Annotated in this window: 9 protein-coding genes and 1 pseudogene; 3 read left to right on the top strand and 7 right to left on the bottom strand. The window is 66.4% G+C overall.

The window, feature by feature from the left end:
- Nucleotides 1–47: 47 nt before the first annotated feature.
- Nucleotides 48–470, bottom strand: a pseudogene (locus U858_RS0118705) (MurR/RpiR family transcriptional regulator); the annotation flags it as partial.
- Between the two features lie 408 nt (nt 471–878).
- Between U858_RS0118705 and U858_RS0118700 the strand changes: the two are divergent.
- Both U858_RS0118700 and U858_RS0118695 read left to right on the top strand, forming a co-directional pair.
- The gene (locus U858_RS0118700; RefSeq protein ID WP_025138682.1) at nt 879–2,324 is read left to right on the top strand and encodes an MFS transporter; all 1,446 of its coding nucleotides are present in this window, start codon (nt 879–881) and stop codon (nt 2,322–2,324) included.
- Between the two features lie 5 nt (nt 2,325–2,329).
- Complete coding sequence (locus U858_RS0118695; RefSeq protein WP_025138681.1) at nt 2,330–2,962, top strand: TetR family transcriptional regulator; 633 nt, start codon at nt 2,330–2,332, stop codon at nt 2,960–2,962.
- Here U858_RS0118695 and U858_RS0118690 read toward each other — a convergent pair.
- The 3 genes from U858_RS0118690 to U858_RS0118680 all read right to left on the bottom strand — a co-directional run bounded on the left by U858_RS0118690 (nt 2,955) and on the right by U858_RS0118680 (nt 8,660).
- Nucleotides 2,955–4,553 (bottom strand): PepSY domain-containing protein, encoded by a 1,599-nt coding sequence (locus U858_RS0118690; RefSeq protein ID WP_029954059.1) that lies wholly within the window; start codon nt 4,551–4,553, stop codon nt 2,955–2,957. The two genes, U858_RS0118695 and U858_RS0118690, sit on opposite strands and share 8 nt — an antisense overlap.
- A 7-nt stretch (nt 4,554–4,560) precedes the next feature.
- Entirely contained in the window at nt 4,561–6,615 is a 2,055-nt protein-coding gene (locus U858_RS0118685; protein WP_025138680.1) for a TonB-dependent receptor domain-containing protein, read from the bottom strand.
- Nucleotides 6,616–7,115: 500 nt separating this feature from the next.
- Nucleotides 7,116–8,660 (bottom strand): carboxylesterase/lipase family protein, encoded by a 1,545-nt coding sequence (locus U858_RS0118680; RefSeq protein ID WP_081821653.1) that lies wholly within the window; start codon nt 8,658–8,660, stop codon nt 7,116–7,118.
- Nucleotides 8,661–8,833: 173 nt separating this feature from the next.
- On the opposite strand from U858_RS0118680, the gene U858_RS0118675 reads away from it, so the two are divergent.
- Nucleotides 8,834–9,625 carry an IclR family transcriptional regulator gene (locus U858_RS0118675; RefSeq protein ID WP_025138678.1) on the top strand — a complete coding sequence of 264 codons (792 nt, stop codon included), beginning with the start codon at nt 8,834–8,836 and terminating at the stop codon, nt 9,623–9,625.
- 64 nt (nt 9,626–9,689) lie between these two features.
- On the opposite strand, the gene U858_RS0118670 is transcribed toward U858_RS0118675, so the two are convergent.
- From U858_RS0118670 to U858_RS0118660, 3 genes are read right to left on the bottom strand one after another with little or no spacing between them, the layout of a single operon-like run.
- On the bottom strand, nt 9,690–11,240 hold the full coding sequence (locus U858_RS0118670; protein ID WP_025138677.1) for an ABC transporter substrate-binding protein: 1,551 nt from the start codon (nt 11,238–11,240) through the stop codon (nt 9,690–9,692).
- 56 nt (nt 11,241–11,296) lie between these two features.
- Nucleotides 11,297–12,502: an alanine--glyoxylate aminotransferase family protein gene (locus U858_RS0118665; protein ID WP_081821652.1), complete on the bottom strand. Its 1,206-nt coding sequence runs from the start codon at nt 12,500–12,502 to the stop codon at nt 11,297–11,299.
- The gene (locus U858_RS0118660; RefSeq protein ID WP_025138675.1) at nt 12,499–13,239 is read right to left on the bottom strand and encodes a class II aldolase/adducin family protein; all 741 of its coding nucleotides are present in this window, start codon (nt 13,237–13,239) and stop codon (nt 12,499–12,501) included. The genes U858_RS0118665 and U858_RS0118660 overlap by 4 nt, the downstream gene beginning before the upstream one ends.
- Nucleotides 13,240–13,242: the final 3 nt, after the last annotated feature.

Here is a 13,242-nt window from a genome sequence, read left to right as displayed (position 1 = left end):
TAGGCTACCGCGACCGACAGCGCTTCGATCAGGCCCAGCGCGGCGGTGATGAAGACACGGTCGGCGGCCAGGATCGTCTCGGCCGCCTGCTCGCAGGCGCGGGCATCCAGGCGCTGCAAGCTGTGCTGGGCGTTGCGGATGTCTTCTTCGAGCGTGGCGGTGACGACCTGCGCCGCGGCGGCGGGATGCGGCGGCCCGGCGGGGCGCGCGTCCGCCGGTTCCAGCGTCGCCTGGAAGCCGCGCGCCAGTTCGGCTCGAAACTGCGGATAGCCCGACAGGTCCAGCGCGCGCGCAAATCGGCTGGCGGTCGCCACGGACACCTGGGCGGCCGCCGCGAATTCCTCGATGGTCATGGTGACGACGCGGAATGGGTGCGCCAGCACATACTCAGCCATCTTGTGCTGCTTGCGGCTCAGCGCGGGCTGGGCCCGGGCGATCCGATCGGCGATTGTCATGGCGGCTTGGGTCATGGAAAGAAGCAAAACGGGGGACGATCCAATCTACGGAACTTCGAATCGGGGGACAATTCGCGTCGCCATTCGCGTTTCCGGGCAGCAAGGCGAATCACGCCAACCCATGGCTACCCGGCCTGTCGGCGGCGGGTCGCCAGACGGGGCTTGCCCGATGCCTTGAACTATTCAGGTTTTCCGTCAAAAAGCGGCTGTCTTGCCGCCGTACGACAGGGCATTGAAACGGTAGAAAACGCCGCTGCCGCGTGCTAACGTATCGCCCAGCGCTCGGGCATTCAGCCCTTTGCGCCGTAAGCGTTCACGTCATCCAACGCGCCTGAAACCGCCTTCGCCGCGGTCGGGCGTGGCCGCGTGTACGCAGGGGCCAGGTCGGATCGGCGCAGGCGTTTCTCATCGGAAACGCTATTCATGGCTCAAGATTCCACCCAAACCATTCCTCCGCCCGCAGCCAGCGGCTACGCGGGCAGACGCCGCAATACCCTGACCGCCTTGCTGGTGGCCACCGCGTTCTTCATGGAGAACCTGGACGGCACCGTGATCACGACGGCCGTCCCCGCGATGGCCCGCGACTTCGGCGTCATCCCCACCGACCTCGGCCTGGGCGTCAGCGCCTATCTCTTGACGTTGGGGGTGTTCATTCCCATCAGCGGCTGGATGGCCGAACGCTTTGGCAGCCGGCGGGTGTTCTGCTCGGCCCTGGTCCTCTTCACCTTGGCGTCCCTGGCTTGCGGGCTGGCCGACAACCTCTGGGCGTTCATCGCGTTGCGGGTGTTGCAAGGCATCGGCGGCGCCATGATGGTGCCCGTCGGACGACTGGTCCTGCTGCGCAGCACGCCCAAGCACGACCTGATGCGGGTCATGTCCATCCTGATCTGGCCGGGGCTGTTCGCACCGGTCCTGGGGCCACCGTTGGGCGGTTTCATTACCGAGTACACGTCATGGCGCTGGATCTTCTATCTCAACATCCCGGTCGGTTTCGCCGCGCTGGCCGCGGCCTGGCTGTTGATTCCCAACGAGATCGACGACACCCGGCGGCCGTTCGATTGGCAGGGCTTTTTCTGGATCGGCGGCGGACTGGCCAGCGTGCTGTGGGGCGTGGAACTGTGCGGACGTGCCGTGCTGCCCTGGCAGGAGATGACGCTTTTCCTGGGCGTGGGCGCGGCCATGCTCGCCATCGGCATCCGCCACCTGAACCGCCATCCTCACCCCATGCTCTTGCTGACACCGATCAAGCACCCGACCTATGCGGTGAACATCCGGGGCGGGTCGCTGTTTCGCATGTCGGTGGGCGCCGTGCCGTTCCTGCTGCCGCTGATGTTCCAGGTCGGCTACGGCATGGATGCCTTTCATGCCGGCCAGCTGGTGCTGGTCGTCTTCGCCGGCAACCTTGCGATGAAGATGTTCACGACGCCCGTGATGAAGCGGTTCGGCTTTCAGCGCATCCTCTTGTGCAACGGCGTGATCAACACGCTGGCCCTGGCAGCGTGCGCGCTGATCGGCCCGGCCATGAGCTTCCCGACGACCGCGGCGATCCTGTTCATCGGCGGGTTGTCGCGGTCCATGCAGTTCACCGCCCTGAACACCTTGGCGTTCGCCGACATGCCGCAAGAGGAACTCAGTGCGGCCAGTTCGCTGTTTTCCACGATGTCGCAGCTGGCCTTGGGGATGGGCATTGCGCTGGGCGCGATCGCCATTCGCATTGGCGAGTGGACGGCGCCCGTACTGGGGGTGGATCAGGCGCCTGGCGCGGCCTATCGCCTGGCATTCCTGGTGGTGGCGCTGGTTTCCCTGGTCGGCATGCTGGATCTGCTCGGCTTGAAGCGTGACGCCGGCAACTCGGTCAGCGGCAGGTAAGCGCCATGGCCACCCGACGCCTGCCCCAACTGACCAGTCGCCGGCAGCCACAACAGGTCCGCTCGGCGGATCTGGTGGCGGTCATCCTGCAGGCCGCCAGCCAGGTGCTGGCCAGCGCCGGGGCGCAACGGTTCACGACCGCGCGCGTGGCCGAGCGGGCCGGCGTCAGCGTCGGGTCCGTCTATCAGTATTTCCCGAACAAGGCCGCGATCCTGTTCCGGCTGCAAAGTGACGAATGGACGCGGACGGCGGAAACGCTGTGCGCCATCCTGACCGATTCGGCGCAATCGTCCGACGCGCGCCTGCGGGCGTGGGTCCATGCCTTCATCGCATCGGAATGCGAGGAAGCGGCGGTTCGGGCCGCGCTGAACGAGGCGGCGCCCCGCTATCGGGAAACGCCCGGGTCCGGGCAGTCGCGCGAGTCCATCGGCCACGCCCTGGAAACGTTCATGGCTGGCGCGTTGCCGCATGCGGCGGCCGATACGCGCAGGCGTATCGGCGACCTGCTGCGATCAACCCTGAATGCGGCCGGCAAGCAGTTCTCGATGCGTCCGCGTACGCCAGCCCAGATTCGAGAGCATGCCGATTCCCTGTCCGAGATGTTCAGCGCCTATCTGCACGCCATGAATGTCAGGTGAGGGCACGGGCGCCTGGCGCCGAATGATGGTGGCGATACACCGCCCAGGCGGCATAGGCGTGCAGGGCGCCCATCATCACGGCAGCCAGGTCGAAGCCCACGAGGCTCCATTGGCCTCGCGCCAGCGCTTGCGGCAGCGGCGCGCCTCCTGTCACCCCATTCAATAAGGGAAGCAGGAGGAGGGCAGCGGCCGCCACCGCCAGTTGCTCCAGCCAGGCCCGCCAATGCCGGCGCAAGACTGCATGCAGCAAGCAAAAGGCCCACACGGCGAAGAAGGCGGCGATTTCAGATTCGGCGCGCTCAGGGGCATTGGCGCCGATGAGTCGATTGGCCCAGAAATAGGCCGCCGTCGCAACAGACAGGCCCGCGATCGCCGCCACGTTCAGCACTTCCACCAGGCGGTGGCCGCCGGGCGTGTAGCCCAGCTTCAGCCGGGCAGGGTGGCGCTTGACCACGAACAGCGCCAGGCCCGTCCCGGCCATCAAGGTTCCCGACACGCCGCAAAAGAACAGCAGCCAACGCAAGACCGGGTCGGCAAAGCGGCCCAGGTGAACCGCGAGCAGGACTTGATAGACCGTCTCGGCAGGCCCGCGCGGCGCCACATCGAGCCGGCCAATGGGTTCACCCGTGATGGCGTCGAAGACCAGGCCACGGCTGGCTGTCTCGGGCGCCGTCAGGCGGTTGGCCCAGCGTTCCCGCAGCACGATCCGGGCATCGGCAGTGCCGGGGCGGTCGATGCGGATGCTGCCGACGCCGCGGGGCCAGGCCTGATTTGCCTGCGACAGCAAGGGCGCGAGCGCGGCATACGCCGACGCTTGCCCCACGGCGACGTCGCCCCGTGTGCTGGCGATGTCCTGTTCGACGACATTGCTGTGGTTCAACGCTGCGCGAAAGCGCCGTTCATCCCCCTGATAGGCCGCCTGGGGGCCCCACGGAATCAGCGTGAACATCAGCAGCAACAGGCCGCTGAACGTGATGACGATATGAAAGGGCAGCGCCAGCACCGCCAGGGCGTTGTGGGCGTCCAGCCAGGACCGCGGGCCTTTGCGCGGGCGGAAGGTGAAGAAGTCGGCGAATATCCGCCGGTGGGTGATCACGCCGCTCACCAGTGCAACCAGCATGACCATCGCCGCCACGCCGACGATCCAACGGCCCAGGCTGCGCGGAATGCCATAGAGCCGAAAATGGAAGTTGTAGAAGAAATCGCCGCCGGACGTGGCACGGGGATGCAGGACCGCACCCGTGCCGGCATCGAGGTCGGCCCGCTGGACCGCCTTGCGGTCGGTGCCCGCGCCCGGCAGGCTCCAACTGGCCCGCACGGCAAGATGGCGGCTGTCCGCCAGGTCCAGCGTCCAGTGGGCCGCGCCAGGCGCGATCTGCGCCATGCTGTCCAGCACGGATTGCCAGGCATCCGGCGACGGGACGGAGCGATGCAATTCGGGCTGCATCCAGTCGTTGATCTCGTCGCGAAAGAAGCTCAGCGTACCGGTAAAGAAGATGGCGTAGAGCAGCCATCCCAGCACGAGGCCGCTCCAGGTGTGCAGCCAGGCCATCGATTGGCGCAGGCCCTCGGTCTTGCCATCGGGTCTCATCGGCGGATCAGAACGAGAGGTTCACGCCGGCCCACAGGCGGCGGCCATCGCCCACGGTGTTGTAGTCCAGCGAGTCCAGGCGCCTGTCGCCGACGTTATAGAGCGCAAGATTGAACGTGGTGTGCTTGTTCAGTACGTAGGATGCGCCCAGGTCGACCGTGCCATAGCCCCCGTATTTGCGCACGCCATCGGCCACTTTCGCGCCATTGTTCCCGACGCGCAGGCCGGCGTCGATCTCGCTGCCGTGATAGACATAGGCGGACCACAGCGTGAGCGTCGGCGTCGCATCCCAGTCCGCCCGCATGTTGAACATGTTTTTGGGGGTGCGCGAGAGGGCGTAGCCGTCGTAGTCGCCGCCTTTCTGCCGGGAGTCCGTGTAGGTGTATCCGACCTTCAGGCTGAGCGTCGGCGAAGGTTTCCAGCGCGTGGCCAATTCAATGCCGCGGATCGTCGCATTGTCGATGTTGTAGCTGTAGAAGAGCCGGTAGTTGCGGTCTTGCGCCCAGCGCGCCGGCTTGCCATCGGCGTCCAGGACAAGCGCATCGGAAATCTTGTCGTTGAACTGGGTGTAGAAAAAGGTGGCGCTGGCGGACAGATCCTGGTTGTTGTCCCACAGGGCGGCGAACTCGTAGCTGGTGCTGGTTTCCGGCCGCAGGCCAGGATCGCCAATCTTCACGCCGCAAGTCCCGTTGGGGCCGTACGTGCACGACGGCCCGCCGGTGGTGTACGCATAGCCCGGGGCGATCGTGCGGATGTCCGGCGCGCGAAAACCGCGGGAAACGCCGCCCTTGATCGTCCATTGCTGCGCGGCATGCCACACCGAGTACAACCTGGGGCTCCAGTGATTGCCATAGATGTCGTGGTCGTCAAGGCGCAAGCCGCCGGTCAGCGCCCAAGCATTGGTCAGCCGCCATTCGTCTTCGACGAACACGCCTTTCTGGGAAATACGGAAGCGATGGTCGACGTTGTCGCGCAGCCCGGGGTTGCGGTCCGTCAGCTCGCCCTGGCTCCATTGGCCTCCGGCGACCAGCTGGTGGTTGCCCAGCGGCAGGTTCAGCTTGGCGTCCAGCACCGTGTTGTCGATCTTCGGCGCCCGCGGGTTCCTTTCCCAGTCGCCGGTCGCGCCATTCTGTCCATACTTGGTTTGGCGGGCGGATTCGCGCGCAAGCGACAGTTCGGACGTCCCCCAGCCCCAACGGCCCGTATAGGAAACCGAGGCATGGTCGCGGCTGTTGTCGTTGTAGGCCGCGGTGCTTTGGGGCCCCAGCGTGTCGCCCGGCGTGCTTTTTCGCCTGAGTTTTGTCGTACCGGCCTCAAGCAGGATGTCATTGAAGGCGTTGGGCGTCAGCGTGAGCCGAGCCGTCACGTCGCGATCACGCGCGCCCGAAAAACCATTGAGGATGCTGTCTTCGTCCCGATCGTAGAGGCGGCCCCAGATCTGCAGCCCCAGCAGGTCGCTTTTGATGGGCCCGGCCAGGTAGAACTGTTCCTGATGCGAATTCCCGGAATCCCCATGCTGCTGGGCCGTGTAGTCCATGCCGATCGAACCATGCCAGCCGGAGGAGGGGACACGTCGGGTGATGATGTTGATCACGCCACCCATGGCGTCCGACCCATAGAGCGACGACATCGGCCCACGGACCACCTCGATCCGCTCGATCGCCTCCAGCGGCGGAATGAATCCCTGTTCGAAGCCCGAATTGCCGTTGACCCGCGCATCCCGGGTACTCTGGCGCTTGCCGTCCACGAGCAGCAGCGTATAGGCGCCAGGCATGCCCCGGATGTAGATGTCTTTCTCGTTGCTGATCCCGGTGACGACCACGCCCTCGATGCTGCCGAGCGCGTCAGTCAGGTCGCGGAACGCACGCTTTTCCAATTCCTCGCGGGTGACGACGCTGATCGACGCAGGCGCGTCGGCGATGTCTTGCTCGATCCCGCTTGCCGTGACGACGACGGGCGACAGCACGGCGGGCGTATCCGCGGCCTGGGCCTGGCCGGCGAGCGCCGGCGTCGCGGACACAAGCATGGCGAGAAACTGCGTTGAAACCTGGCGAAACGCCATCTGAAATCTCCTGGCCGATAGCGGCAAAATCGGCTTGCGCGCCGGGGCGTGCAAGCCTGTTCGCGGCTGTGGGACTACCCACCGCACAGGGGATTTCGTCAATCAGCATGATTCCGCAGGGTCAGGAAGAGTCGCGCATCCGAGAACAGCCTCGGTCCGTGGGGGCAAAATTTACGGAAGTTCGAATGGGGCGACAATTCGCGTTGGACGTCGCGTTCTGGCTGCGCCAGGCGTATCGCGCAGACGCAGGGATATCAGGCCTTGCAGGGCTTTTTCACCACGAGCGCCTGGATCGAGGGGCTGATTTAGTTGTGTATTGGGTCAAGAACGGCGGTCGGATCGCTGAATGGCGGGCACGCTGACCAACGCCGATTGCGGGCCATCCGTAATACGCATAATGTATATTATGTAAAGTCATAGATAGGCGGCAATCACTCAAACCGAGTCATTGCCCCCTCTAGCCCATCTACGCTATGCCCGCTTTCTCCCTTGCGCCCGGTTCAACGAGCCCAAAGCCCACAGGCATGCCGCTCGTCGAATGCGCCATCGGCTTCGTTCCTGTCGCCATTGGGATCCAGGATCCGGATGCCCGAGGCCGGCCAATCCGTTGCCGGTACGCCAGACGCCGAGAACCGCGCGTAATACCCGAGCATGCGATCGGACAAGGCCTTCTGGGGCGCCGTCCATGCGGGCGGCGCCGCCTGCTGCTCGTGCGGATAGCCACTCTGGAAAACGTATGGGATGTCCGAATTATGGAACGGCCCGTCCTTGGGCTCGTCGACATGGAAGATCGTCGCAGGCGCGTTCGGATCGGCGAACTCATACATGAAGACCGGTGTCGACTTCGCCACCACCCTGGCCCACTGCTGCACCTGGCAACCCCAGCGGTCGCTGGCCATCATGATGGCCGCCTGGGTCGGCGAGCCATAGGCCTGGACGGTGTAGCGCGCCTGGACCCGCGCGCTGTCCGGCAGCGCGGCGACCTGCTTGGCCAAGGCGGCCGCATTCAGCGGCGGCTGGCCCGCGGCACGGCGTGCTTGCAGGAAAAATCCGTTCTCCTGGCTCGTGAAGCCCACCAGGATGGGCACCCTGTGGAATTCGCCGCGCGCAAACCGCGCCATCTGGTTGTCCGGAATGATTTCGCCGTCAATGACCATGCGCCAGCCCGCTGCGCGCGTCGCCGCGCCTCCGCCGGCCTCAAAAACCGCCTCGGTGGATTGGGCACGCATGCAGGCCAGCACGTCCGGCGCCTGGGCACAGCCCGCTTTGTCGACCATCGTTGCCGTGGGTCCGCTGCTGCGTTCCTGTTCGGCCGTGACGGAATCATGGATGGGGCCGACGGGCAGGCTCATCGCGATGGCGCGCACGAACAGCCCGGCGCTGGCCGGCGACACCAGGTGCGCGGTGACCGAATAGGCGCCGGCGGACTGGCCCATGATCGTCACTTGGCGGGGATCGCCGCCAAACGCCTTGGCGTTCGCTTGGACCCAACGCAGCGCCGCCTGCTGATCGCGCAGCCAGAAATTGCTGCCCGATTGTGCAAACGACGCCATGCCGAACGCGCCCAGGCGGTAGTTGACGCTGATCACCACCTGCCCTGTCTTCGCGGCGAAGGCCGAGCCGTCAACATCCTGCGAGGAACCCGCGACGGCGGCACCGCCATGGAACCAGACCAGCACCGGACGCGGCTGTGCGGCCTGCGCGGCCGGGCGATAGACATTCAGATAGAGGCAGTCCTCGTTTCGGTATTGGCGAATGGGCGCGATCCAGCCGTTCTGTACGCACTTGCTGGCGTATTGCGTCGCGGGCCGGATGCCTGTCCAAGGCGTGACCGGCGCGGGCGCGGCCCAACGCAATGGTCCCACCGGCGGCGCGGCAAAGGGAATGCCCAGGAACTGCTCGACAGCCCCCTGCCCGGTTCCTTCCAGCTTGCCCTGCTGGACTGAAACGATGGGGCCCGCCAACGCGGCGGAAATGCTGAAACCCAGGACACAGACTGCGGCCAACAGCCGTCTCATTGCCCTGCCTGCAAAGCCGTCAACCATGCCATCCTCCTAGTCTTGCCATCGTCCAGTGCGGGCGCGCGGCCATGCCCGCGGCGCTGCTCATGATAGCTGAGCGCCGCCGTGGCCAGGGGGTTGACGGACATCGAAAAAGTATTGCTTTCAGCTATTGAAGCATCGCCATACAATACTTCGAAACAGCTGACCCCGATCCCATGACCCGCCCTGATCCCCTCTTCGTCCAGTCCCTGGCCAAGGGCTTCGAATTGCTCGAAGCCTTTGCGCATCACCCGTCGACCCTGAGCATGAACGAGCTCATGGAAATCACGGGCTTTGACCGCAGCACCACCCAGCGCATGACGCACACCCTGGTGCAGCTGGGCTACCTGGAACGCGGCCCCGGCGGCAAAGGCTACACGCCCGGCAAGAAGATCCTGCAGCGCAGTTTCGACTACATGCGCAGCGTGCCGCTGCTGGAACGCGCCACGCCGCTCATCGCCGAAATGCAGCGCGAAACCAATGAACGGGTCGAGCTCAGCCTGATTTCCGACCTGTACATCATCTTTGCGCTGCGCCGCCAGACCAAGCGGCAAACCTTCAGCAGCACGCTGGCCGGCCGCGAATTGCCGCTGGTGCAGACGGCCGGCGGGCGCTCGATCATGGCCAATCTGCCCGACGACGAAGTCGAAGACATCCTGGCGCGTTCGGCCCTGATGCCGATGGACAATATTCCTTCCACGCCCAAGACCAATAACGATCCGGACCGCATCCGGGCGCTGGTGCACCGCGCCCGCGAAGACGGCTACGCCACCGCCGTGGAAGAAAGCCTGCTGGGCGAGCTGAACGTGGCCACCGCCATTCTGGACAACCGCCACCGGCCGGTGGCGACCATCCAGATTGCCGGCCTGACTTCGGAATGGGATACGCCCGAAGACTTCGCGCGCCGCTACGCACCCTTGTTGCAGACGGCAGCGCGCGCGCTCAGCGGCAAGGTCGGGCTGGCCTGACGGGCCATTCTGCCGGGCCCGCCGCCCGCCGGTCACGCGCGGACCACGGGCAACCTGCCATCGATCACTGCCCGCGCCAGAACAAGGGCATGGGCGCATGCACCATGCCCTTGAACTTGCCGTCGTACGCCTTGAACTCTGAATAGCCGCCCAGCGGCACGAACGTCACGACCTCGTAGGCACGCTTCTGCAGGGCCTGGGCAATGCGCTTCTGTTCATCCAGGCCCGAGGCGGTTTCGAACTCGGCACGCAGCTTTTCGACCTCGTCGTCCTTGGCCCAGCCGGGATAGCCGGGGTCCATGAGCGGATTCACGATGGGATTGATCAGGTCCATGCTGGTCAGGCTGGAATGGAAAATGCTCCAGCCCCCCTGCTCCACCGGCGCGTCCTTGCTGCGCCGGCTCAAGAGCGTGGCCCAGTCCATGGATTGCACGTCGACCGTCATGCCGATGCTGCGCAGGGCCTGGGCCGTGACCGGGGCCAGCGCCGACAGGCTGCGCACGTCGGTCGGATGCAGCACGACGATCTTTTCGCCCTTGTAGCCGCCCTCTTTCAAGAGCGCGCGGGCACGCGCCAGGTCGGCCGGCCGGGTCTGGGTGGCGCCGACGTCGCTGCGATAGGCCGAGATACAGCTGAGCATGGCGCCGCACAGGCGATAGAACTTGGGGTCGCCCAGCGACGCATCCAGGTAGTCGGTCTGGTTCAAGGCGGCCAGCACCGCCTGGCGGATCTTGGGATTGTCCAGCGGGGGCTGCTTCCAGTTCATGCGCAGCATGTAGGTGTCGGTGTTCTCGCCGTAGCGTTCCACCGTCACGCCCTTGGCCTGCCCCAATTGCGGCAGCAGGTCGGGCGCGACGTTCTCGACGAAGTCGATCTCGCCCTGGCGCAGCGCATTGACGGCGGTCTGGGCGTCGGGCACGTTGATGACCTCGATGCGGTCGAACATGGGCACCTTGCCGCCGGAAAAATAGGCGGCCGGTTCCTGGCGCGGCACGTAGTCGGGGTTCTTGATATAGACGGCCTTGACGCCCGCTTCGAACGCCTTGGCGTCAAAGCGGTACGGGCCGGACCCGATGGATTCCTTGATGGCCTCGGTGGCCGGCGTCTGGGCGATGCGCCTGGGCATGATGAAGGGCACGGGCGAACCAGGCTTGCCCAGCGTTTCCAGCACCAGCCCGAACGGCTGCTTGAGCACGATGCGGAAACGGTCGACCGACGGGCTGTCCATCGTCTGGGTGGCCGCGGCCAGCCGCTTGCCCATGGGGTCGCGCTGTTCCCAGCGCGCCAGCGAGGCCACGACGTCTTCGCCGGTGACCGCCGTGCCGTCATGGAATTTCAGGCCGGGGCGCAGCGTGAAGGTGTAGCTGAGCTTGTCGTCCGATACCGTCCAGCGGTCCACCATCTGCGGCTGCGGACGGCCCTGGGTATCGATCGCGAAGAGCGTGTCGTAGATCAGGTAGCCGTGATTGCGCGTGATGTAGGCGTTGGTCAGCACCGGGTCCAGGATGCGCAGCGGCGCGTGCAGCACCACTTTTGCCGTTGCCGGCTCGGCCTGGGCGGCCGCCGTCCATGCCATGGCGGCCAGCGCGGCCGCGATAAGTCCATGCAGTCTCATCCCTTGTTCCTTTATTTGTCAGGGGTCAAGCAACAACATGCCGTGACCGGAATCGGTCAATCACGCTCGCGCGCGGCCTCTACCGCGCCGTGCAGCGCACCCTCCCCGATGGCGATGCCGCAATCTCGCAACGCTGCCTCGACGCCGCCCAGGGCGCCGAGGATCATGCCGGGGTGAACGGCGCCCAGGTGGCCGATGCGGAACATCCGGCCCGCGTGGGGGCCCAATCCGCCCGCCACCGCCACCTGGTAGCGGTCACGCGCCGTCAGGCGCAGCGCTTCGACGTCGACGCCGTCGGCCACCGAAATCGTCGTGACCGACGTCGAGCGCTCGGCCGGCTCGGTGACATGCAGGGCCAGCGCGCCGGCTTCGCCCCAGCGCGCCACGGCCGCATGCACCATTGCGGCGACACGGCGGTGGCGCGCGTGCACTGCGTCGTGGCCTTCGTTGCGCAAGAGCGCCAGCGACGCCCGCAGGCCCATCAGCAAGCCCTGGGGCGGCGTGCCGCAGAACTTGCGGTACAGCAAGGGGCTCTTGCGTTTGTCCCAGTCCCAATAGGCGCGCGGCGTCGGGTTGGCGCGGGCCACGGCCATGGCGCGGGCGTCGACCGCGGTGAATGACAGGCCCGGCGGCAGCATCAGCGCCTTCTGCGAACCGCCGATGGCCACGTTCACGCCCCATTCGTCCATGCGGCACGGCGTGGCGCCCAGCGAGGCGATGACGTCGGCCACCAGCAAGGCCGGATGGCCGCTGCGGTCCAGCGCGCGTCGCACCGCGGCCAGGTCGCTGGTGGCGCCGCTGGCCGTGTCGGTCTGCACGGCAAAGACGGCGACGATGCGATGGGCGGTGTCGGCGCGCAGCGCGGTCTCGATCGCCAGCGGGTCCAGCGCGCGGCCGGGCCGGATGGGCGTGCGGCGCGCCACGCCGCCCAGCGCCTCGACGTGCAGGGCCCAGGCCTCGGCGAAAAAGCCGCTGCCGGCCACCAGCACCTCGGCGCCGGGCGCGACCAGGTTGGCGATGGCGGCTTCCCAGGCGCCGTGGCCGTTGGCGGCATACATCAGCACGTCGGCCTCGCGCGTGCCCAGCAAGGCTGCCAGGCCGGTCTCACAGTCGCGCACCAGGGTGTCCAGCCGCGGGTCGGACAAGTCCAGGCTGAGCCGGCCCATGGCGTCGCGCACGGCGTCGGGCACGTAGGTCGGCCCGGGCGTGTGCAGCAGTTGCGGGCTGGCCAGGTCCATGGGCGCAAGATGGGCGTCTTTCATCGCGCGGCCTCCTCGTCGAGCAGGCGCTTGGCGGCCGTCCAGACGCGCTGGCAATACTGGGGCGCGGTGGGCCGTTCGAACTGGCCGGCCGTGCGTTCGCACACGGCGGGCGACGGAAGGGTCAGGCGCGCGCCGGCCGACTGGGCCTTGATCTGCGCCTGGCAGGCGCGTTCCAGGAAATAGATATTGACGAAGGCCTCGGCCACGGTGCCCCCGGCGGCCAGCAGGCCGTGGTTGCGCAGGATCATGGCCTTGTGCGGCCCCAGGTCGTCCACCAGGCTGGCGCGCTCGTCCAGGTCCAGCGCAATGCCCTGGTAGTCGTGATAGCCCAGGCGCTGATAGAAGCGCAGCGCATGCTGGGTGATCGGCAGCAGGCCGTCTTCCTGGCAGGCCACGGCGATGCCGTCGGCGGTATGGGTGTGCACCACGCAGGCCAGGTCATGGCGCGCGGCGTGCACGGCCGAATGAATGGTGAAGCCGGCGCTGTTCACGCGCTGCTGCTCTTCGTCGCCCGGGTCGACGGGGTTGCCGTCCAGGTCGATCTTCACCAGGTCTTCGGGCCGCATCTCGTGAAACAGCACGCCGTAGCGGTTGATCAGGAAATGGTTGTCCGTGCCCGGCACCCGCGCACTGATGTGTGTGTCGATCAGGTCAGTCATGCGGAAATGCGCGACCAGGCGGTACAGCGCGGCCAGTTCCTCGCGCATCTGCTGTTCGGTCGATTCGGTATAGGCCATGCC

Origin of the sequence: Achromobacter sp. DH1f (assembly GCF_000633435.1) — a bacterium.
Classification (GTDB): domain Bacteria; phylum Pseudomonadota; class Gammaproteobacteria; order Burkholderiales; family Burkholderiaceae_B; genus Achromobacter; species Achromobacter deleyi.
This window is presented reverse-complemented; position numbering and strand designations above follow the sequence as displayed.

Bases quoted from the DNA above. Each gene is read 5' to 3' on its own strand.
- U858_RS0118675 (WP_025138678.1), top strand. From the start codon at position 8,834: ATGACCCGCCCTGATCCCCTCTTCGTCCAGTCCCTGGCCAAGGGCTTC.
- U858_RS0118685 (WP_025138680.1), bottom strand. From the start codon at position 6,615: ATGGCGTTTCGCCAGGTTTCAACGCAGTTTCTCGCCATGCTTGTGTCC.
- U858_RS0118700 (WP_025138682.1), top strand. From the start codon at position 879: ATGGCTCAAGATTCCACCCAAACCATTCCTCCGCCCGCAGCCAGCGGC.
- U858_RS0118660 (WP_025138675.1), bottom strand. From the start codon at position 13,239: ATGGCCTATACCGAATCGACCGAACAGCAGATGCGCGAGGAACTGGCC.
- U858_RS0118670 (WP_025138677.1), bottom strand. From the start codon at position 11,240: ATGAGACTGCATGGACTTATCGCGGCCGCGCTGGCCGCCATGGCATGG.
- U858_RS0118690 (WP_029954059.1), bottom strand. From the start codon at position 4,553: ATGAGACCCGATGGCAAGACCGAGGGCCTGCGCCAATCGATGGCCTGG.
- U858_RS0118665 (WP_081821652.1), bottom strand. From the start codon at position 12,502: ATGAAAGACGCCCATCTTGCGCCCATGGACCTGGCCAGCCCGCAACTG.
- U858_RS0118695 (WP_025138681.1), top strand. From the start codon at position 2,330: ATGGCCACCCGACGCCTGCCCCAACTGACCAGTCGCCGGCAGCCACAA.
- U858_RS0118680 (WP_081821653.1), bottom strand. From the start codon at position 8,660: ATGGTTGACGGCTTTGCAGGCAGGGCAATGAGACGGCTGTTGGCCGCA.